Annotated in this window: 22 protein-coding genes; all 22 read right to left on the bottom strand. The window is 44.8% G+C overall.

Features of this window, described 5'->3' with window-relative positions:
- Positions 1 to 89: 89 nt before the first annotated feature.
- On the bottom strand, positions 90 to 1,526 hold the full coding sequence (locus tag AEQ18_RS14270) for a glycoside hydrolase family 1 protein (protein WP_054117018.1): 1,437 nt from the start codon (positions 1,524 to 1,526) through the stop codon (positions 90 to 92).
- A gap of 128 nt (positions 1,527 to 1,654) precedes the next feature.
- Positions 1,655 to 3,424, bottom strand: coding sequence for an ABC transporter ATP-binding protein (locus AEQ18_RS14265; RefSeq protein ID WP_054117017.1), 1,770 nt, complete (start codon positions 3,422 to 3,424; stop codon positions 1,655 to 1,657).
- Positions 3,417 to 5,132 (bottom strand): ABC transporter ATP-binding protein, encoded by a 1,716-nt coding sequence (locus AEQ18_RS14260; RefSeq protein WP_054117016.1) that lies wholly within the window; start codon positions 5,130 to 5,132, stop codon positions 3,417 to 3,419. The genes AEQ18_RS14265 and AEQ18_RS14260 overlap by 8 nt, the downstream gene beginning before the upstream one ends.
- Positions 5,129 to 5,677, bottom strand: a complete 549-nt coding sequence (locus AEQ18_RS14255; RefSeq protein WP_235505559.1) for a MarR family winged helix-turn-helix transcriptional regulator — start codon at positions 5,675 to 5,677, stop codon at positions 5,129 to 5,131. The genes AEQ18_RS14260 and AEQ18_RS14255 overlap by 4 nt, the downstream gene beginning before the upstream one ends.
- Positions 5,678 to 5,725: 48 nt before the next feature.
- Positions 5,726 to 7,453 (bottom strand): hypothetical protein, encoded by a 1,728-nt coding sequence (locus AEQ18_RS14250; RefSeq protein ID WP_054117015.1) that lies wholly within the window; start codon positions 7,451 to 7,453, stop codon positions 5,726 to 5,728.
- A gap of 155 nt (positions 7,454 to 7,608) precedes the next feature.
- Complete coding sequence (fliS, locus tag AEQ18_RS14245; protein ID WP_054117014.1) at positions 7,609 to 7,977, bottom strand: flagellar export chaperone FliS; 369 nt, start codon at positions 7,975 to 7,977, stop codon at positions 7,609 to 7,611.
- A 14-nt stretch (positions 7,978 to 7,991) separates the two neighbouring features.
- Complete coding sequence (locus AEQ18_RS14240) at positions 7,992 to 8,342, bottom strand: hypothetical protein (RefSeq protein ID WP_235505556.1); 351 nt, start codon at positions 8,340 to 8,342, stop codon at positions 7,992 to 7,994.
- A 15-nt stretch (positions 8,343 to 8,357) separates the two neighbouring features.
- Complete coding sequence (gene fliD, locus AEQ18_RS14235) at positions 8,358 to 9,782, bottom strand: flagellar filament capping protein FliD (protein WP_054117012.1); 1,425 nt, start codon at positions 9,780 to 9,782, stop codon at positions 8,358 to 8,360.
- Between the two features lie 4 nt (positions 9,783 to 9,786).
- Complete coding sequence (locus AEQ18_RS14230) at positions 9,787 to 10,161, bottom strand: flagellar protein FlaG (RefSeq protein WP_054117011.1); 375 nt, start codon at positions 10,159 to 10,161, stop codon at positions 9,787 to 9,789.
- 111 nt (positions 10,162 to 10,272) lie between these two features.
- Positions 10,273 to 11,292, bottom strand: coding sequence for a flagellin N-terminal helical domain-containing protein (locus AEQ18_RS14225; RefSeq protein WP_054117010.1), 1,020 nt, complete (start codon positions 11,290 to 11,292; stop codon positions 10,273 to 10,275).
- Positions 11,293 to 11,431: 139 nt separating this feature from the next.
- Entirely contained in the window at positions 11,432 to 12,352 is a 921-nt protein-coding gene (gene flgL / locus AEQ18_RS14220) for a flagellar hook-associated protein FlgL (protein WP_054117009.1), read from the bottom strand.
- Positions 12,353 to 12,356: 4 nt separating this feature from the next.
- Entirely contained in the window at positions 12,357 to 13,877 is a 1,521-nt protein-coding gene (flgK, locus tag AEQ18_RS14215; protein ID WP_054117008.1) for a flagellar hook-associated protein FlgK, read from the bottom strand.
- A gap of 11 nt (positions 13,878 to 13,888) precedes the next feature.
- Positions 13,889 to 14,245 (bottom strand): hypothetical protein, encoded by a 357-nt coding sequence (locus AEQ18_RS14210; protein WP_054117007.1) that lies wholly within the window; start codon positions 14,243 to 14,245, stop codon positions 13,889 to 13,891.
- Positions 14,246 to 14,518 (bottom strand): flagellar biosynthesis anti-sigma factor FlgM, encoded by a 273-nt coding sequence (gene flgM / locus AEQ18_RS14205; protein WP_054117006.1) that lies wholly within the window; start codon positions 14,516 to 14,518, stop codon positions 14,246 to 14,248.
- 96 nt (positions 14,519 to 14,614) lie between these two features.
- Complete coding sequence (fliY, locus tag AEQ18_RS14200) at positions 14,615 to 15,673, bottom strand: flagellar motor switch phosphatase FliY (protein ID WP_054117005.1); 1,059 nt, start codon at positions 15,671 to 15,673, stop codon at positions 14,615 to 14,617.
- Entirely contained in the window at positions 15,673 to 16,680 is a 1,008-nt protein-coding gene (gene fliM / locus AEQ18_RS14195; RefSeq protein WP_054117004.1) for a flagellar motor switch protein FliM, read from the bottom strand. Before fliM ends, fliY begins: the two co-directional genes overlap by 1 nt.
- Before the next feature lie 15 nt (positions 16,681 to 16,695).
- On the bottom strand, positions 16,696 to 17,085 hold the full coding sequence (locus AEQ18_RS14190) for a chemotaxis protein CheW (protein ID WP_054117003.1): 390 nt from the start codon (positions 17,083 to 17,085) through the stop codon (positions 16,696 to 16,698).
- A gap of 16 nt (positions 17,086 to 17,101) precedes the next feature.
- Complete coding sequence (locus tag AEQ18_RS14185) at positions 17,102 to 17,464, bottom strand: response regulator (protein ID WP_054117002.1); 363 nt, start codon at positions 17,462 to 17,464, stop codon at positions 17,102 to 17,104.
- Positions 17,465 to 17,478: 14 nt separating this feature from the next.
- Positions 17,479 to 18,063 (bottom strand): chemotaxis protein CheC, encoded by a 585-nt coding sequence (locus tag AEQ18_RS14180; RefSeq protein WP_054117001.1) that lies wholly within the window; start codon positions 18,061 to 18,063, stop codon positions 17,479 to 17,481.
- Positions 18,060 to 20,081 carry a chemotaxis protein CheA gene (locus tag AEQ18_RS14175; protein ID WP_054117000.1) on the bottom strand — a complete coding sequence of 674 codons (2,022 nt, stop codon included), beginning with the start codon at positions 20,079 to 20,081 and terminating at the stop codon, positions 18,060 to 18,062. Before AEQ18_RS14175 ends, AEQ18_RS14180 begins: the two co-directional genes overlap by 4 nt.
- Positions 20,082 to 20,102: 21 nt before the next feature.
- Positions 20,103 to 20,876, bottom strand: coding sequence for a CheR family methyltransferase (locus AEQ18_RS14170; protein ID WP_054117050.1), 774 nt, complete (start codon positions 20,874 to 20,876; stop codon positions 20,103 to 20,105).
- 4 nt (positions 20,877 to 20,880) lie between these two features.
- Positions 20,881 to 21,885 carry a chemotaxis-specific protein-glutamate methyltransferase CheB gene (gene cheB / locus AEQ18_RS14165; protein WP_054116999.1) on the bottom strand — a complete coding sequence of 335 codons (1,005 nt, stop codon included), beginning with the start codon at positions 21,883 to 21,885 and terminating at the stop codon, positions 20,881 to 20,883.

Here is a 21,885-nt window from a genome sequence, read left to right as displayed (position 1 = left end):
TCTATACTTTACCTGTATCGTTTACACTTGTCAACGATTTTTATTCAAAAAAAGCACGTTCACGAAGAACGCACTTTTTTCCTTGCTGTTTAAGCGTTTTGGCCATTTTCTTTGATCAAAGATTGGTACCAATAGAAACTATCTTTCTTGATTCTATCTAAACTACCATCTTGATTTTCATCTTGGTCGACATAGACAAAACCATACCGTTTTTGATACCCATTCAACCAACTCAACAAGTCCGTGAAGGACCATGTGCAATAACCTAAAACTTCGGCTCCATCGCTGATTGCTTCTTTGATGGCATGGACGTGTCCGGCTAGATAATCGATCCGATATTGATCATGGACTTGCTTGTCTGTTGTCAACTTATCGTATTCTCCCAGACCATTTTCTGTAATAATGACCGGGATCCGATAGCGGCTCGTGAGTCTTCGCAAAGCCACACGCAGCCCTTGCGGATCAATTTCCCAATCCCAATTGGTGCGTTCAACAAATGGATTCTCCGCTTTTTTGAACATTCCTGGTGTTCCTGTTTCTTCACTGCTGCCTTTTTTCCCTGTGGTATTCATTTTCCCTGCACCTACACCATCCAATGGGTTAAAGGCATTGGTCGATGTTTGATAGTAATTGATACCTAAAAAATCTGGTTTTGCAGAACGCAGCAAGTCCATATCCCCTGCTTCAATGGTTGGGGCAATACCTTGCTCGACCAAATAGTTGAAGGCCGCCTTTGGATATTCTCCCCATAAGTAGACATCCAGCCAATAATGGGCCATCAGGTCTTCCGCATTTTCCGCTGCTAAGATATTTTTGGGATCACTATTGATTGGATAATTCGGTGAATAAGCGAAACTAGGGCCAATTTTGCCCGGCATATCCATTTCATGGAACGTGTTGATCACTGTCGCATTGGCGAGGTTGGCGATGTGATTGACTTGGTACATCCGTTTTGGATCAGTTACGCCTGGTGGATGTGCCGCCAACAGATAGCCCAATGACGTAAAAATATTTTGCTCATTCAAACTGACCCAATAGTTGACCTTGCCGCGAAATGCCTCAAACAAGACCTTTGCATAGTTGTTGAAATCAGCAATGATCTCACGTGATTCCCAACCGCCGTATGCTTCTTGCAATGCTTTAGGCAGATCCCAGTGGTACAACGTGACCATTGGTTCGATCCCTGCAGCCAATAATTCATCGATCAATGCCAGATAAAAATCGATCCCTGCTTGATTCACTTCCCCACGACCTTCAGGGAAAATACGTGTCCACGCAACTGAGAAACGATAGGTTTTCAAGCCTTGTTCTTTCATCAGTGCGACATCTTCTTTAAAACGGTGGTAGTGATCCACTGCCACATCTCCATTGGTGCCTTTAAATGTTTTGCCTGGGATCCGTACAAAATCATCCCAAACTGAAACACCTTTACCGTCTGCTTCCCAAGCACCTTCTACTTGATAAGCAGCCGAAGCTGAACCCCATAAAAAATCGGCGGGGAAATCTTTTAACTGTTTATGATCCATTGTTTGCCCTACTTTCTGATTGTTGATAACCCTTACTTCTCTAGTATACCGATTATCTGCTGTTTTGTCTTGAATTATCCGAACAAACACAGTCGATCAAGTAAGTTTGGGCTAGTTGGTGCGTGGGGTCACTGCTCAAACTGTGCTTGATACAGTGCCGCATAGCGTCCGCCTTTTTGCAATAAGGCATCGTGGGTGCCTTGCTCCACAATATTGCCTTGTTCCACGACCAAAATCAAATCAGCATGGCGGATCGTTGACAGGCGATGGGCAATGACAAAGGATGTTTTGCCCTGCATCAATTCTGTCATGGCTGATTGGATCAGCAATTCTGTTTGGGTATCCACATTTGACGTTGCTTCATCAAGGATCAGCAAGTCAGCATCTAATAACATCGCTCGAGCAATCGTCAGCAATTGCTTTTGTCCTTGCGAAATCCCCGCACCGTCTTCTGAAATGATCGTTTGATATTTATGGGGCAATCTGTCGATAAAATCATGGATATGCGCCGCCTTTGCAGCTGCTTCTACTTGCGCCAAAGTAGCGTCGGCTTTCCCATACGCAAGATTTTCAAAAATCGTTCCTGTAAATAGCCAAGTATCTTGCAAGACCATCGCATAACTGCCTCTTAGACTCTTCCGCGTCGCTTGACGAATATCATGACCATCTAAACGAATCTCCCCACTGTCCGGATCATAGAAACGCATCAGCAAATTGACAATGGTCGTTTTGCCGGCACCCGTTGGTCCGACGATCGCCACTAGACTGCCGGGGGGTACGGTCAATGATACATCCCGTATGATCGGCCGATTCCTTTGGTAGCCGAAAGACACATGGTTTAAAGCCACTTCACCCGCGACTTCTTTAAACACATAAGCATCCGGCACATCAGAAACCTCTGGTGCTTCATCTAACAAACGGAAAATCCGCTCTGCCGCCGCTAAGGCTGATTGCAAATCGCTGAAGATATTAGCCAGTTCATTGATTGGTCCTGAAAATTTCCGTGAATACAATACAAAAGAAGATACATTCCCTAAAGACAAGTGACCAAATAAAAAGAGCAAAGCCCCAAAAATACTGATCAAAGACAAAGAAATATTATTGATAAAATTGATGGAAGGTCCTGTCATACTACCGTAGTATTCAGCATTGTAGTAAGCATCGACTGCATCCTGATTTTTTTCATCAAAACGTTCAATGATGGCTTCTTCTTGATTATACAATTTGATCGTTTGCTGACCAGAAATGATTTCTTCAACAAATCCGTTCAATTCCCCTAGCTTGCGGGAACGTCGACTGAATAGCGGTTGGAATTTCCCCATCAAATAGCGGGTCAACAAGACTGATGCCGGAACCGTCACCACAAAAATCAAGACAAGCACTGGCGAGATCAAAAGCATCATTGCGAAAGAACCAACGATCGTCACTATACTGCTCAAAACTTGGATGGCATCGCTGGCTAACGAGGTATTGATCGTATCGACATCATAGCTGACGCGACTGATAATGTCCCCTGTCGCCACCCGGTCGAAATAACCAATCGGCAGTTCAGTGATTTTGTCAAAAATATGCTTGCGCATCGTTGCAACGACACGTTGGCTCAAACGAATCATCAGTAGCGAGATCACATAACTCAACACAGAAGACGCGCTATAAAAGACCAGCATCAACCCACAATAAAAGAAGACTTTATCGAACAAAACTTTTCCTGGTCCTAATTGAATGGCATCGATCGCATAGCCGGAAAGCAGTGGACCGACTAAAGCAAATAGATTGCTGGCCATCATCAAGAATGCTGCTAAAAATAAAAGACCTTTACTATCATAGAGATACCCCCACAAACGCAGCAGGGTTTGTTTACTATTCTTTGGTTTTTCGGCAACTTTTCGATTAGCCATTGATCGCACCTCCTGTCTGTCCTTGATAAATCTCTTGATAAATCTGATTTGTCGCCAGTAACGATGCGTGCGTGCCAAACCCATTGACGCCACCATCTTCTAGTACCAAAATTTTATCAGCATGCTGAATTGAGCTGATGCGCTGGGCAATCAAGATGGTTGTTGTTTCGCGAAAATCTTCTTTTAAGACCCGGCGCAAACGGGCATCGGTTTGATAGTCTAATGCACTGGCTGAATCATCTAAAACCAATATTTCTGGTTCTCCCGCCAAAGCGCGGGACAGCAGCACCCGTTGTTTTTGCCCGCCACTTAGATTGCTGCCTTTGGCATGTAATTGATGACCAAACCGTTCAGGCAATGTTTCAATAAATTCTTTGGCTTGTGCCCGTGCTGCGGCTTCTTCCAACTGTTCTTTCGAAAAACGACGCCCAAAAGCAATATTCTCAGCAATGGATTCGGCAAATAAGATATCTTTTTGCAGGACGATCCCAAAAAGTTGATGCAGTTCCTCCGAAGGAATCGTTCGCAGATCCCGGCCATCGACGCGAATCTGTCCGGCAGTGGGATCATACAGACGCAATAATAACTTCACGATCGTGGACTTGCCGCTTCCTGTCGCTCCGATGATCCCAAGAGTCTCTCCAGGCAGTAAAGAAAAATCGATCTCTTTCAACACTTGATTGCCATTCGGATACGTAAAGGACACATGATCGAAGACGATATGGGCTGCTTCTTTTTTCACTGGACCATCAAGCACCCGCATATGCTGTGGCAATTGCAAAACCGCTTGAATCCGATCAGCCGACGCCAATCCTTTAGAAACAATCACAAAAATACGGGTGATACTCAACATCGCATTCAAAATGATCGTAAAATAAGTCAAAAAGGCAATGATCACTCCTGGCTGGGTCAACCCTTGATTGACGCGAAACGCACTGACAACGATCACTAGTGTCAGCCCAATATTCAAAAAAAGGTCCATCAAAGGTGGCGTGGCGGCCATTGTTCGATTGGCATGGGTTTCAGCAACGACCACGCCGCGATTGACTTGATCAAAACGGGTTTTCTCAACGTCTGCTTTTGACAATGCTTTGATCACCCGAGCCCCAGTCACATTCTCTCGCACAGTCCGAACCAGTAAATCCACTTGCTGCTGCAAAGTGGCAAACAAAGGAATCCCACGTTTAGAGATCAAGACCGCTGCGATCAATGTGAAGGGCAGCACACCTACCAATACCAGCGTCAAGACTAGATCGAGCGTCGCAGTGATCATGATCCCCCCCAGCAAAAGAATCGGTGCGCGGATACCTAGGCGCTGACTCATCCCTACCGTTTGGTGAATATTGTATGTATCGGTTGTCAAGCGGGAAACCAACGATGGCACACCTACCGATTCGATTTGCGGAATCGATAAGTAACTGACTTTGGCAAACAAATCATGGCGGATATGTCCTGTTGTATCCCGGGCAACACTCGAAGCCATTCGATTGGCCACAATGTTGGTCACAACGGCAATCACAGAACAAATCAGCATCACCCCGCCCCAAAGAAAAATCTGAGGTACTTCCTTGGTAGGAATCACCGTATCGATAATATAAGCCAATATCCAAGGCAAGAGCAGATCCATCAATGAACCGAAAAACTTGATACTTACACCAAGGGAGATGCGACCGACATAGGGTCTGATATATTGTTTGAGTAAATTCATTCCCCCACCTCTGCTTTCTCTAGCAATTGTTGGGATTTTTCTTTGACCACCGCCAGCTGGTCTAGTAATTGTTTTTGTTCTTCGGCGGAAAAATCAACCATCACTCGGGCATTCCATCGTTGCAAAATGTCTTGGATCACAGGTATGAGTGCACGCGCATCTTCTGTAGGGTAAACCAGCAATTGCCGACGGTCTTCCTGACTGGTTTGCCGTGTAACAAATCCCTTTTCTTCCAAAACCGCTAGTTGACGGGCCACATTGCTCTTATTGACAAAAATCAACTTTGCCAGTGCCTCTTGGCTAATCCCAGGCTGACGGCAAATATTCAATAGATAGGTGTGGTGCATCGCCCCTAACCCATATTTTTTCAATTCTTGTTCTCGATATAAAGTCGCCATGCGAGCGATATGGTTGATTGAACGAATAATGGCTTCCATCTTATCTTTCCTCTCTGCTGTTCTGACTTTTTGCTTGCTTTCTAGTATAAAGAAAAACCGTTGCGAACGCAACGATTGATGTAGTCTGCCATCAATGGTCAATAGCACATCAAACAAAGAAGAAGCCTCCGCACAAATTGGCAGAGGCTTACATTGTTATTTGATTGCTGTGCTTGTCTTTTTCGACCATCGCCACCACCAAGCGGCATACCCAATCGGTAATATCAGCCATGCTGCCATCGTAAGCCACAAGGCACTATCAAAATACCATGGCGCATCGTAATCTACTACCAAGACATTCGATCCCACTTTCTGCTGCACAGTCACCACACCAATCGTACTTAGCTGGATATCCTCTCTCGTAAGGGACTTTTCGTTCAGCGTCAGTTCTGTGTACCGATAATTGATGATCGGTATTTGTACCCAGTCAACAGCATCTCCCTGCCAACGTACCGTCAGCTTGCCATTTTCTACCGTCTTTATGACAGTATTGTTGCCTTCTATGATTTGCTCCCCATAGGCATCATATTTGTTTTCAGTGGTTTCTTGGTAAATCGGCACATAATCCGGTGTGGAGCGCTGATAAAGATCCAACGCTAAGGATTTGTCTGTGACAAAATAAGCGGCTTTCAATTCAGCGGCAGAGTCTGTACCTAAATAAGTATGATTGCGTAAAGTTACCGCTGCTTCATCTGATTGCCATTCTCGCATTTTGTTCGTCGTTTGGATCAGCACTTGACCACTACTCAACAGCACCAATAAGACGACCCAAACCGGTTTGACCAACTGCTGACCTTGGTAATAAGGGATCAGCAAGCATAGACCTGCAATGATCAACACCGTGGCGGGCACAAAAAAGCGAAATGGGAACTGGATCAATGCAATCAATCCATTATCCAAACTGCCCAGCCAAGTCCAAGGCACAAAATTGGTGGCTAAAATGAAAAAAATCGCCGCCACCCAAGTCAGTAACTTGAAGTCACTGGTCAACTTGGACCAAACTTTCAACGCACCACAAAAGAATAGGGCACAGAGGATCGGCAACAGTACCGGTGTTGACCACCAGTAACTACTGGTGCCAGTAATCGTATTGTTCTGCATATTATGGTTGACGAAAGGTGCCAAAAGCTGGTTGTTCAAATACAGATCTGCCATCCCCACCCAAATATTCGCTGTCAATACCATAAAAATTGCGATGGCACCCACCAATTTGATGATCAGCTGACGTTTGGCCTGCGGTTCCTCGCTGCGAAAGAACGCACGAATAAAAAAGGGGCCGTACATCAAGACCAGCAAAATACTTGAGAACACATGGATTTGAAACAAGACAGCGACCGAAACACCCACAGCAAATGGCCGCAACCGTTTTTCTTGGCCTAATGCAATCAACGGAATCAGACATAAAGGTAAAACTGCCGCACCCCAAGCAGAGAATCCTTGTCGTTCGATCCAGTATTGGATCGAATAGGTCGACATATAAAAAATCCCCATTGCTGTGGCCAACCAGCCATTTACCTTGAGGTGCCGCAGCAGTCCATACATCGAGAAGCCTGCCAACAGATACAGCAAGCCATTTGACAGCAATTGATACGCATACCAAGAAGGACTCAACAGAACCAACAGCCCTTGAAAGTACGCAAAAAAAGGGCCATACAATGCATTGACGATCCGCCCAGATTGCTGGAACCCATAGATCGATAAAAAGTACTGGAAATTGCCTTCTTTGATTTGCTGACTGGTTTCATAAAAGCGATTGAAGTGAAAGACCACATCGGACCCTAAGATCATGCCTTTGCCAATGATTTGCGGCAGCAAAAAGACGACACTCATGCCAATCAATAGCAAAACCTGCCCCATCAGTGGATGCTGTTTTATTTTTTGCATAAAAAAAACCTCCTTGCACCTTTTCTAGTGCACTCATAAAAAGAGTACCAGATAGTCGCATGGAGGTAAAAAATTAGACTCAATGTAAAGGGATACATGGGGAAAATTTAATCATTTGTCGGTTATTTTTCATTTATCCATAGATACCAATGATTTTATTGGGTGATGGTTTGCCAACTTTCCAACAACTCTGACAACAAACTTGCTACCTGTGCTGCAGGTTGCGGATCTTTGCGGACATTGGCTTGGACCAATTCATCATACATATAGCCGTACAGTTGATCCAAATCTGCTGCGATCTCTCCACCTTGTGCAGCATCCAAAGCATAGCGCAATTCCAATAGAATATTTTGGGCTTTGGTCAACTGCTGATGGGCTTTAGCTGGCTGTGCCTCAGTGATGGCGATCTGCCCTAACTTGACGTGTTTGACAGCTGCTTGCAACAGCATTTCTATCAATTTATTGGGGGAGGCGCTCATCACTTGGTTTTGCAGATAATTGTTTTGCATTTGCTGATAATTCATTTCTTTCTCCTCACTTATAAATCAAATTCCACGAAAGCTGCACCATCTTCTTGTTGCAGATAGGTTTTAACCAAATTGTTCGGCCGATTCAACCGGGCCAATTCTTGTTTGATCACTTGCTGCTGTGCTTTGAGTTGGGCCAAAAAGTCTTGATAGGCGTTCATAACTTGTTGGGCTAACGCCGCTGTTTCAGGACTATGCACTGAATCAGTGGTCAACCCATCAAGCAACGATTGGTTTTGTGTCATCAAGGCTGCCGCTTCTTCAACGGAGCCTTGCCATTGATTGAACCCTGCCAAAATCTGGGTCAAACGGCTATCAAGTGTCTCAAAAGTGTCCATCGTTCGATCCTTTCTACGTAGCATCCTATCCGCGTTTCATTAGCTGCTGGAGGTTGTTGAAAATTGACTCGTTAAATAGCTCAATTGACTCTCAGCTTCCATCATGACCGTATCTAGTTTAGTAAACATCGTGACATATCGTTCTTTTTTCATCGCCAAAATATCGTCAAACCGCTCGATCTGCTTATTCAAATCTTTGATCGTGGTATCATAAGTCGCCGATTTTGTTGCAATCACGCCTTTATTGGTAGATGTATTGACGACATAGCTATTGGCCAATTCTTTCAACGCCAGTGTATAGCCGCTTTCTGTCGTGGTAGATGTTCCATCTGCTGCTTTGGTCTTGGTCGAAGCATAAAAGAAGGATTTGACTGCTGACGGATCCGCCGCGATCGCTTCTTTTAATTTGGTCGTGTCTAGGCCTAAAGTGCCTTCATTATCGACATTGGAGATACCCAACTTGTTAGGCGTCAATGCTGAGCCGCTGACAGAAGGGATCGTGATCAAGTTTCTTAATTGGGCTTGCAGCCGTGTCAAGGCACTGTCGCCGACTAAGGCGCCGGTAGTGTTGTCCTCGCTGCTGGGGTCCCCGACAGCCAACTTTTCGCCGATAAAATTCATCAAGCTGTTGTACTGATCCACCAATCCTTGGACGGCATCAACGATTTTAGATGTGTCGTTGGTTAGAGATAAGGTCACATGTTCATCGCTTTTTTTGGCCAATGTCAACGTCACGCCATCAATGACATCCGTCACACTGTTGCTATCTCGAGAGATAGCCAGTCCATCCAATTCAAACAACGCTGGCTGACCTTGGGTCGTGGTTGCTGTTGCACCAATGCCTAATCCTTCGACAGCGTCGCCATCGATTAAGAAGGTTTTGTCCCCCATTTTGCTATTGGTCAAAATCAAGCGATTATCAACAATACTTGCCGCAATCGAGGTTGTTTTGGTTTGTTCATTGATTTTGGCTGCGACGTCTTTCAGGGTTTGTTCACTGCTGATTTCAATGGTTGCAGTGATTGCTTCTCCTTTGTCATCTACTTCAGCACTTGTCAAAGTCAGTTGTCCACTAATATTCAAGGCTGTCGTACTGCTGTCAGCTACTTTAGTCCCCGTGACTTTGGTAGCCGTCGCCAATTGATTGACTTTCAGATCATAAGTGCCTTCTGGCGCATCGGTCGTTCCTGCGATCGACGCAATACTGCTATTGGACGTGGTCACCTTCTTGGTTTGATAGGCATCAACTTTTTGCAACGCCTCAACTTTGTTCAGAAAGTTGGTTAAACGGGTACTGATATCACTCCATGCTGTCTTTTGGGCAGTGATCGTGGTGATTTTGTTTTGCGCCCGGGTCTTATTGACGGAATCAGCCGCCAATAAACTCTCGATATCATCTGATGTGATCCCTGAGTAACTGCCTAATGTAGTACTGATACCTGAACTGCTGGTGACACTTGCCATAGTTTCATCCCTTTCGATCGACAGCAATACCCATGTCATCCCAAATCTTGCCGATGACATCTAACATATTGGCTGGCGGTATTTCCTTGATGACTTCTTCCGTTCGCATATCAATGAGCCGAACCATGGTGCGGCCAGTTCGTTCATGGACTTCGTAAGCCAATTTCATGTCTTTGCCTAACAATTTGTGGTTCAACGTTTCCACCGAAGCCTTGATCGATGCTTGGTCTTTTTTCGAGAAGTAATGGATCTCTGTTTGCTTATCCTGTGCTTCGTTTTGGTCATTCGCCGTCAGCACTTGGCTGTCTTTGATTGGTTCAACGGGTAGAACCGGTGTGATTTTAGTCACCCCATCTAGGGAAATCGGATCGATCGCCATACAACATGCCTCATTTCTGATTTAAGTAAAAGACGAAAGCGGTATTCTATGTAAACAAGAACTGCCCTTCCCCCAGACAGTTCTTGTAAGTAAAGATAAGAGCAAAGGTGCTTATCCTTGTAGCAAGCTCAATACGCTGTTTGGCATAGAGTTTGCTTGTGCCAACATGGATGTTGCTGCTTGAGAAAGGATATTGCTCTTCGTAAAGCTCATCATTTCTTGTGCCATATCCACGTCACGAATGCGTGAGTTGGCTTCAGAGATGTTTTCTTGGGTTGTACCTAAGTTGTTGATGGTATGTTCTAGACGGTTTTGTGCAGCACCTAAGGCAGCACGTTGGTCTGATACAGAGGAGATTGCTTTATCAATTGTAGATATAGCATTCGATTCAGTGTCTGCTGCTTTAAAGGTTTTCAACGCAGCTTGGTAGCTTGCCTTATCCGCATCTGTTGCATCCTCAGCTTCAGCTGCCTCTTTTAGTTCAGACGCTTTTTTACCATCTTCAGTAACTACTTTTCCAGCCCCATCGTAGGTTTTTTCACTTGCTAAAAACTCTTTTTCAATATCCGTATCACTCTTCGCTGCACTTAAAGTTAAGCCTTTCACACCAAGTCCGTCAGAACCAGATCCCATATTTTTAATTGAAACTGAAACGGTTTGATTGGCATTTGCACCAATTTGAAATGTAAACTCTTGTGCATCTCCTGCAGCATCAGCGCCAGACAACAAACTTTTTTTATTGAATTCAGTTGTTGTACTAATACGATCGATTTCATCTGTTAAAGCTGTGTATTCTTTTTCAATGGCATCGCGATCGTCTTGGCTCAAGGTACCATTTGAGCTTTGCACTGCTAAGTCACGCATACGGCCTAAAATGCTGTGGGTTTCGTTCAAGGCACCTTCTGCAGTTTGGATCAATGAAATACCGTCTTGGGCGTTGCTTTTTGCTTGTGATAAGCCGCCGATCTGGCCTTTCATTTTTTCTGAGATCGCTAGTCCCGCTGCGTCATCACCGGCTTTGTTGATTCGTAAGCCTGAAGATAATTTAGATAGAGATGCACTTTTTGATGCATTGGCGCTGGTTAAGCTTGAGTACGTATTTAATGCTGAAACATTCGTATTGATTCTCATGTATAGTTCCTCCTAATTGTGTGTATTCGCTAAGGTTGCCCTCTGATACTATGTATCGGCAGAATGTGGGGTGGGTTAAGTCTTTTTTGCGAAAAAAATAAAAAACTTTCACCAAAAGTGAAAGTCGGTGATTCTGGATTTAGTTGATATAATCCAAAATCGTCATTTGCATGATTTTGGTCCCCATGGCCAATGTGGCTTGGTAGGCAGTCATTTGATTTTGATATTCCATATATTTTTCGGCAACATCCACATCTTGTTTGTTAGAGAGGGTTTCGGTCAGATTCAAATTCTCTGTTTCATTCCGATCTGCGGCTGCCTCCAACCGGTTATACAATGTGCCGATCTGGGCACGGACGTTGACAATATTATTGGCATACGTATCGTGGGCTGCCAATAAATCGCCGCTAAGGGCATCCTTATCATCGCTGCGTAATGCAGACAATAAGTCATTGAAATAGGTGCTCAAGTTTTCAGGATCTGTTGCCGTGCCGGTTTCGTTCATCAGGCGACTGCCGTCTGCCATCAGATTCACCGACACACCACTGGCGATTTCTCGTGGCAAGTCTTGACTGGTGCCATTATATTTGATGCCAATGATGGCATCATTGTCTTTGATTACTTCAAAGGGGGCAGTTGTGGTGTTGGTGCCACTGAATAGATAGCGGCCATCAAAATTGGTATTCAAGGATTCGACGATACCACTGATTTCTTGTTCGATCTCAGACTGGTTGGCTTTTAACTCATCACTGCCAGCCGTGGCATTCGCTGAAGACTGAATCAACGAACGGATCCGCAACATCGAGGTACTGACGCTGTCTAACGTTGCATCTTGCGCTTTTGTCCAGGAGATGCTATCGGCGATCGTATTGCTGTAGGTTTCATTTTTGCTCAATGACACATTGAGATCCATGATTTTCGACACCAGCAGTGGATTGTCCGAGGATTTACTGACTTCTTTCATGCTAGAGATCTGATTCAAGGTCGTTTGGACTTTAGAGGCATTGGTGCTTAGATTTCGCATGAAATCACTGTAGGTAATATTATTTGAAATACGCATGACGTTACACTCCTGTCCGGTTGATCAAGGTATCTAGCATTTCAGAAACTACTGAAATGAGCCGCGCATTGGCTTGGAATCCTTGTTGAAAGCGAATCACATCTGACATTTCTTCGTTGATCGACACGCCAGATACAGATTGGTTTTTGTATTCTAATTGGTTCAATAGCGACAATTGTGCACTGGATGTATTGTCGGCTTGCTGTTTTGAGATCCCATTCTTGGTCACGATACTATTAAAGTAGCTATTGACTGTCATCCCTGATGTCGCATTGCTGAAGGTCAATGTTGCTGCATCAAATGAAGCCAACGTTGTTTCAGAAAGGGGGAAATCTAGTTTGGTGGTACTTAATTTCGCCATGGCAGCAGCTAATGTGCCATCTCCCGCAGCGTCTGTCATCCCGGCTTTGACTAGGCTTGGATTGTCCAACAAGGATTGGCTGACACTGATCGTAGTGGCTGCGCCGGTATCGTCGGTACTTAGGTCAAATAAGCCACTGGTACTTGACGCGCCGCCAGTAAAGACCATATTCATGGCTTGGGCAATTGTGGTCGTGAATTGGTTCAACTCATTGAGGCGGCTACTGATCTCAGTAGCTGAAGCCTGTAATCCGCCAATCGCGCCTTCCTTGATCGGTAGTTCCTGATAAGTTGTTCCTGTGTCTGAAGCCTCACTCAACAACACTGTCCCGACAGGATAGGTGCCACTGATGGTTTCCGAAGGATTTAATGGGTTGCCATCTTTCGATACCACGGCCCCTGTATCAGATTGGCCGACGACGACACTCAAGGTATTGCGGGTATCTGCATTTAAAATCGTTTGCCCGCTGATTGAAACAAAGCCGCGACCGTAGACATCGGTCGTTGTTTCGATACCTGCTAATCCGGAGAGGTCCTTCAATAAGCTATCACGCGTATCCAATAAATCATTGGGCGTTCCCCCGCTCGTCGTTAAGCCATAGATTTGCTCATTTAGCGATTGCAGGGCTTTGACTTTTTCGTTGAAATCTAGGACCGATTTTTCGATCGTGTCCGTCGTATCACTCTGTAATTGCGTCATTTGAGTTGCCATTTGGTTGACCGTATCGGCAAAGGTACTGCTATTTTCTAATACCAATGTTTTGGCTGTGTCCAATTCGGGATTATTGGCCAATGATGTCCACGAATCAAACATTGTCGCCAACTGGCTAGACAATCCATTGTCTGAGGGTTCATTCATGATGCTTTCTAATTGTCCTAAGATATCTGCTTTTTGTTCATAATATGTATAGTTGGAATAGGCATTACGCACTTGGCCAATCACGAAGTCATCGACGATACGTTCGACGCTGCCGACTTTAACGCCCATGCCAATACTGCCGACACCCGCGATATTATACGAAGCTTCCGCTTGCAGATTGACCCTTTGTCGCGAGTAGCCGTCTGTATTGGTATTGGCAATATTGTGACTGGTCGTTTGCAGCGCTGTTTGGTTGGCGGTCATCCCCCGTGTGGCTGTCCCTAAAGTACCAAATAATCCTGTCATCTTTCTACTCCTTACATGTCTTGGTCAATGATTGCGGTGGAAACGCTTGGTTTGGTTTGATATTTTGAATAGGTATTGGCGGGTGTTTTGATATTGTCTTTCACAGCTTCCATCAATACTGTTTGAAAACTGATAGCTTGTTGCGTCAACAATAGATTTTCCTGTTGCTGGATTTGGATATCTGCTACCAACGCTTGAATGGTTGCTGTGATTTCTCCTTCATAACTAGATAAAATCGGTACAAATGCTGATTTTTTCTCAACCAGTCCTGGCAATTGGTCGGCATGATTTTTGATCAAAATATCTTTTTCTTTTTTGAGCAGGCGTAAAAACTGCTGCAGTTGGCGTTCAAATTCACGACTATTCATCTAATCGACCTGCTTGTCTTGCGCCAACATGTTATCGGCTATTTTTTCGGCTGAAACTTGATAGGTCCCAGCTTTGATTGCTTGTTTCAATTCAGCGACCCTGGCACTGCGACTGGTTTCTTGGCTGGCACTTTTTTGCATCGCTTGGGCTGTTTCGGATAATTGAACATCGACAGTCTTCTTGACTTCTGCGGTGGCTGGTTTGCTTTGTTTGACAGCATCTCTTTGGATGGCTTTGTCGGTATATTCGGCATAACCTCTTTCGATTTTCATAGATTCTCCTCCGTTCTCGTTCTTCTACCCTATACTATCGGACAAAACACAAAAAAGTTAAACCATTTTGTTTCACTTTTTTGTGTTTTGTACAAATTAATGTAAATTATGGATCCGTTGTTTTTGGGAAAGAATATTGGTGATCCGAACACCAAAGTTTTCATTGATCACGACAACTTCACCGGTAGCGATCAATTTGCCATTCAATAAGATTTCTAATGGTTCGTCCGTCAACTTGTCTAATTCAATCACGGAACCGGTATTGAAAGATAAAATTTCCTTGATCGATTTTTTGCTGCGACCCAAAATCACACTCAAATCAAGTGGGACATCTAAAATCAAGTCTAAATTGTCCCCCTCATTGACGGATTTTGTTGCAAGGGTTTGGAAAGCTGGCTTGCTGACTTCAACTTGTGCTTTCTCTGTTATCGGTTCTGCTTGAGGTGTAACGGGTGCTGCTGGTGTTTCTTCAACTGGTGTTTCACGTGTAACAACAGTGGCCTTATCCGATAGCATCGCATCGGCGATATCATTGACGACATGGTCCGTGAAAATCTGCATGATTTCACTTTCGATCAACCCTTCAACACGCAGCGAGAATGAGATGCAATAAATCTCTTCTTGGGCGTCGATAGCCGCGTATTCAATATTGGCGGGTGTTTCCCATAATTTGACGATTGGCGGCAAAATATCGACTTTCCGGCTGATCATCGTGGCCATTGATGTAGACGCTGTCCCAATCATTTGGTTCATCGCTTCAGCGACAGCACTCAATTCTAATTCAGTGAATTGTGTGTTGGCTGTTTCGCCTGTCCCACCCATCATCAAGTCGGCGATCACAATGGCATCTTTGACTTCCAGCAGCATCAAATTGCTGCCCAGCAATCCTTCTTTAAACTCAACAGTGGTCGCCACTTTCGGTGCGGTCAAATCTTGCAAAACTTCACCAAATTTGATTTTCGCTACCCGCGGTGTCGTGATACTGACGCGACGGTCTAAGATCGAGGACAAGGTGGTGGCCGCTTGGGACATCGAAATATTGCCGACTTCACCGATAATATCAACTTTTACTTGTTCTTCAAGACCGGCTGGTTGTGTTGGCGCACTTTGGCTCAACAAGGCATCGATCTCTGCTTGGGTCAAACTTTCACTCATTATTCTTGCTCCTCTTCTAACTTGTCTAGTAATTCAATGGCTAAGCGCTCGTTTTGCTGACCTGGTTTGGCCCTAAAAAAAGGTTTGCCGTCAATATATGTATCTAATGGCTCACTGATTTTTTTGTTCAGTTGGATCACGTCCCCTACTTCTAAGTGGATAAACTCGGATAAGCGCATCTGGGCATGTCCCAATAACACTTCCACATTCAAGCCTACCCCATTCAAACTCCGCTGCAATTCGAGGCTGTCTTCTTGGCTGACGGGCTGATTGCTGTCAAACCAATTGCGGAAACTCAGCTTGTCGATAATGCCTTCAAAGAACACGTAGGGCACACAAAGATTGATAAAATGTTTGACATCAAAAATTTTCATGGTAAAAGTCACCAGCACAACCGGTTCATTGGGTGACATGTTTTGCAGCAATTGCGGGTTGGTGTCTAATCCGTCCAAAACGGAATCCAACGCGACGATATCATGCCAAACATTTTGATAAACTTGCACAAATTGGGCAACGACTTCTTCTAAAATAGCCGTTTCGATATCGGTAAAACTTTTTTTGTCGCCTAGATCCATCTCAATCGGCTTGTTTTGATAAACATCTAAACCGCCGCAAAGCAATTCTACTAAAAGCATACACAGTTGCGGATTGAGTTCGATCAACTGCAAGCCGCTTAAAGGTTGTGAATGAAACAGCCCTAACAAAGTAAACTTCGGGATCGAATGGATAAATTCGTCATAACTGACTTGTTCGATCGCCGCAAGTTGTAAAGATACGTTCGTCCGTAACTGGGTAGACAACATGCTGCTGCTGAGTTTCGAAAAATCTTCGAAGATCATGTGCAGGGTATTGACGTATTCTTTCGATAATTTCGTTGGCCGCCGAAAATCATAGGCTTTCACTTTTGGCTGTCTATCTTCTATTTCAATGATCTCCTGATCGATCTCGCCGGTGCTCATCGCATTCAACAATAAATCAATCTCTTGCTGCGTCAATACCTGATCCACATTAATCCCCCATTTTTAAAAAATCATCTGATCGATGCTGATGACACTTGCTACAGATTCACCCAATGACACGATGCCAGCTGAATAAGCAGCCTCTTGTTTGCTCAATTGGATGGCTTCTGGTAAGACGTCGATCACTTCGATCACTTCTTCAACTAAAACACCTTTACGTTCATCTGCTTTTTTCATGATCAACACATTTCTTTCATATCTTGGCTTTGTGATTGGTATCAACTCTGCCAAACGGATGACCGTTACAACGGATCCCCGCAGATTGATCAAGCCTTTCACCCATTTTGGTGCCAGCGGCACAGGGGTAAATGTCGGCGCATCGATCACTTCCTCGACAGTATCGGCAGAGATCAAATAATGCTGCTGGTCCATTTTGAACAGGATCATTTGCATGATATACCCTCCTTGGCTACGCGAATGCTTTATCGATGGCTGTGATCACGCGGTCTGTATCAAAAGGTTTAACGATAAAATCGACAGCCCCTGCGCGAATGGCATCCATAACCATGCCTTGTTGCCCCATCGCACTGCACATCACAACTTTCGCGCTGGCATCAAAGGTACGGATCAATTTCAATGCTTCTAAACCATCTACTTCCGGCATCGTGATATCCATCGTCACCAAATCTGGTGCAGTCGCTTGATATTTTTCAAATGCTTCTTGGCCATTTTGGGCTTCTCCCACCACTTCATAGCCGTTCTTTTCTAAGATATCCTTTAATTTCATCCGCATAAAAACTGCGTCATCAACGATCAATACTTTTTTTGACATTGTATGTGCTCCTCTCAAATTCCTAAAGATTGAAAAATTTGTTCTAATACGCCGGTTTCCGGAATGAGAAACAGTGATGCTTCTAATGTTTCTTCGGCATAGATAAATTCATTTCTGATAACCATCACTTGATCATCATATTGATTCATGGCCAGATATAATGAACTGATCACTGAACCAAAGAAGTCATAATGCGCTTGTGGAAGAGACGCTGTCAGTTCCACTTCCAACAATTGACTGACTGCCATCAAGAAAGAATTGGTGATAATGTTGGTCACTTCGTTGATCATGGATTGCTTGACTTCTGGCGTCACGGGACCTTGGATCATCAACTGCTGCAGTTTTGCCACCGCGGCTTCGGACAGAACGAACAATAAGATCCCTTCAAATGCGCCTTCGATTTGGCTGATCCCAACATGGACCTCTTGGTCTTCAGCAATGATCTGCTGATAAAGCGCCTCATAGGACAACACCGTTACTTCCGGCACCCGCATATCGATGGGCTGTTCCACCATTTTAGATAGACTAGTCGCGGCATGTCCGCCGCCAATGTTGATCATTTCTCGCAGCGCATCAACTTGCAGTGCATCGTATCTCATCGTGTGTCCACCACTTTTTCTTGACAAATTGCATGAATATCCAAAATCAATGCAATAGAGCCATCCCCGAGTATCGTTGCCCCTTGGTAACGATTGAGTTTTTGCAGCAGAGGATCGATTTTTTTGATGACAATCTCTTGTTGCCCAATGAGTTCATCCGCTAAAATGCCATGGAATTGCTGCTCATTGTTGACAATGATCGCAAATTTCTTTTCCACTTGATCTCCTTTGATGCCTAACAAACTATCTGTGCGCACGATTGGAATCAGTTCTTCCTGATAACGATAGACTTCATCTGATACAGTATGGATCAGGTCGCTTTCTTGGATCATAACCACTCGCTCGACTAAGTTCAACGGGATCGCAAAGACCTCTTGTCCGACACGAACCATCAATGCTTGAATGATTGACAAGGTCAATGGCAATTTGATCAAAAACTGGGTACCTTGATTCGGTTGGCTCTTCATATCGATCGTGCCGCCTAGTTGTGTGATCTTTGATTGAACGGCATCCATGCCAACACCCCGGCCAGAGATATTCGTGACCGCTTGGGCTGTAGAAAATCCGGGATGAAAAATCAATTGTTGTAGTTCTTCATCTGAAAGACCTGCAGTAGCCAAGCCTTTTTTCTCTGCACTGGCTTTGATCACTTGTGGATCCAAACCTTTCCCGTCATCTTCTAACGTGATCATCACGCGATTGCCTTCCTGAGAAGCTGCCAAGCGGATCGTTCCTTTCCGCGGTTTCCCTAATGCTTCTCGTTCAGCTGGCGATTCGATGCCGTGATCGACGGAATTTCGAAGTAAATGCACCAGTGGTTCGCTTAGTTCAGAAACAACCGTTTTGTCTAGTTCCGTTTCCTCCCCTTCGATCACCAAATCCATTTCTTTTTGCAATTCATTGGACAGATCTCGTACCATGCGCGGGAATCGGCTAAAGACCACATTGACCTGCTGCATGCGGATGCGCAATACCAAATCTTGCAGCTCGGAGGTCAAACGAGATACATGTTCTAGTGGTTCTTTCACAGCTTCCAACTGTTCTCGCTCACTGACATCTTCCAATTGATTCCGATAGACCACCAACTCAGACACCAAATCTAAAAATGAATCTAGTCGATGCAAATCGACCCGAATCGATTGATTGCTGGCTGTTGAATGAGCTGCCGCTGTTGTTCTGCTGGCTTGTGGCGCCACTGCATTCGGCTCAGTCGCTGCGATAGAAACGGCTGTATCTTGCACCTTCTTGGCAGCATAGGGTTCTACCAAGAAAGACGCAATCTCACTGTTGCTGGCGATATTCTTTTCAATCTCAGCTTCAGACAGCTGGGTCAAAAAGATGAGGGAAAAGTCAGAAGCAAAGGCTCCTTCTTCGATTGTTTGCGCATCGGGATTCGTGTAAAGGATATCCCCAGCCTGACCTAATTTTTCCATGATCAAAAAGGCTCTTGGTCCTTTCAACAACGACTGTTCATCTAAGCGTACAGCGATTTGCAATGCGTGGTAGCCATCTGCGGCGGCTTGTTCGATGACATAGCGGTCTGAATCATCGATTCTGTCTAGCTGCGGCTGCAGCATTTGCTGCGATGCTGGTTTAAGATCCTTAGCGCCCGTTACAGCAGTCATTCCGGTTGATCCCTGCTCCACTTGATCCAGCTCTTGCAGCAAATCAGTAATTTGCGCAGGCTGCAGTGTGCGTTCTTCCCGCAAATCTTCTACCAATTCAGATAAGCGATCTAGACACTTGAATATCAGCGATATCCCTTGATTTGTGACAGGCAGCGCACCTGTCTTGAATAAATCGAAAATGTTTTCCATTTTATGCGTCAGCTGTGTCATGACATCATAGCCCATTGTAGCTGCCATCCCTTTTAACGTATGGGCTGAACGAAAAATATCATTTAATAGATCCATATCTTGCGGGTTGCTTTCTAGCAATAGCACATGGTCATTCAACTGAGTCAAATGATCATCGGTTTCTTCAAAAAACAGCGTTCGGTAAACACTATTGTCGTCCAATCAGATCCCTCCTTTTCGAAATTATATTTTCTGGTAAATGAATGAATCGATTTTCTTCAAGCCAAAATTTTCAGCAAAATTGATCGTTTCGGTTGCACCTGTAAACAAGATCCCTCCTGGTACCAATGCATCGCTGAACTTCTGATAGACAGTATCGCGGGCATCACTTTTGAAGTAGATCGTGACATTCCGGCAGACAATGACATCAACATTGCGTTCATAACGGTCTTTCAACAAGTCATGCTGCTTGAAAAGAATCTGCCGCTTTAACGCCGGATTGATTTGAAATTGATTTTTTTCCATGGGGGTAAAATAGCGTGCCAATTCTTCCGCCGGAACATTCCGCAATTCATGCGCCCGATAGATGCCTTGTTTGGCTTTGTTCAAAATCACTGTATCGATATCTGTTGCCAATACATTGGCAGTTGTTACTTGTTTTTTCGCTAAGATCATCGCGATCGTGTAAGGTTCCGCACCGATCGAGCAAGCCGCACTCCAAATTTTTGGACTGCTGTTGGCAGGCAGGATCTGCGTAGTCAAAATCCGCTCGAAAGCATCAAATAAGACTTTATTGCGGTAAAATTCTGTCACGTTGATCGTGATATGGGATAAAAAGGCCGCTTTAACTGTTGGATCTGCGACGATCAACTGCTGATACTCTTGTAAATTGTTGGCGCCGCTATGGGCCATGATCGTCAAGATACGACGCTGCATTTGATTTTCTTTGTAATCCGCCAATCGAATCCCTAATGTCTGTTCGACCCATATATTGAATAAGGCAAATTCAGTATCCATCATTTCACCTAACCATCTGTGCAATTTTTGTTTCAATGCTTGATAAAGGCAAGACCTCATCAACCACCCCTTGTTCTATGGCATACCGGGGCATGCCGAAGACTGTACAGCTCTCTTTGTCTTGAACGATCGTATAGCCGCCTACTTCTTGAATACTGCGCAAGCCTGCTGTGCCGTCTTTTCCCATGCCAGTCAAAACCACTGCCGCCAATTGCTGGGGGTACGCGCGGGCTGCTGAGTGAAACAGATAGTCCACTGCCGGACGCGTACCGTGTAGTTTTGGCTCTTGATTTAGGTATAAACGCCCTTGTTGGATCGTCATGTGATAATCCCCAGGACATAGATAAATGTGATTGGTGATCGGCATGCCATCTACTACCTCATGGACGGGGGTCTGGGTTTCAGTATCTAACCGTTTGGCAAATGATGCAGTGAACCCAGCCGGCATATGCTGAACGATAAAAATCGGACAGCGCAGCCGAGCAGGCAATTGCCGAATGATCCCTAGCAGCGCCCGCGGCCCTCCGGTAGAAGCACCAATCACCAACGCCTGCAAAGCCGTAGGCAGTTGATGCGGTGTCAATTTGGTCATAGCTGTGGTAGATCTGGCTGGTGCCGCAATCAGCGGTTGATCGATCGACGCGATCTTTTGATGAAATTCCTCGATCCATTCCGCTTGGATGGTCGATAAATTGACGGGCTTTTCCACAAAGTCACGGGCACCTAGCGCCAATGCTTCAATCGTCGTTTCTTGATTGCTTGAGGCACTCAGCATGATCACTGGCGTACTTGAACTGGATTTGATCGCCTTCAAGGTATCCAATCCATTCATGACTGGCATTTCTACATCCATGACCACCAAATCGAAGGATTCTTTGGCCAGGAAATCAAGGGCTTGTTTGCCATTTCGGGCAGCCGCCGCTACTTCAACATCTGGCATTTGATGCAATAAATCCGTCACCACTTTGCGCATAAATGCCGAATCATCGACGATCATCACTTTTTTCAT

The sequence above is a fragment of the Enterococcus sp. RIT-PI-f genome (assembly GCF_001297065.1).
In the GTDB taxonomy this organism is placed as follows: Bacteria; Bacillota; Bacilli; order Lactobacillales; family Enterococcaceae; genus Enterococcus_D.
Note: the sequence above shows the minus strand (reverse complement) of the source record. Positions and strands in the feature narration are given on the sequence as shown.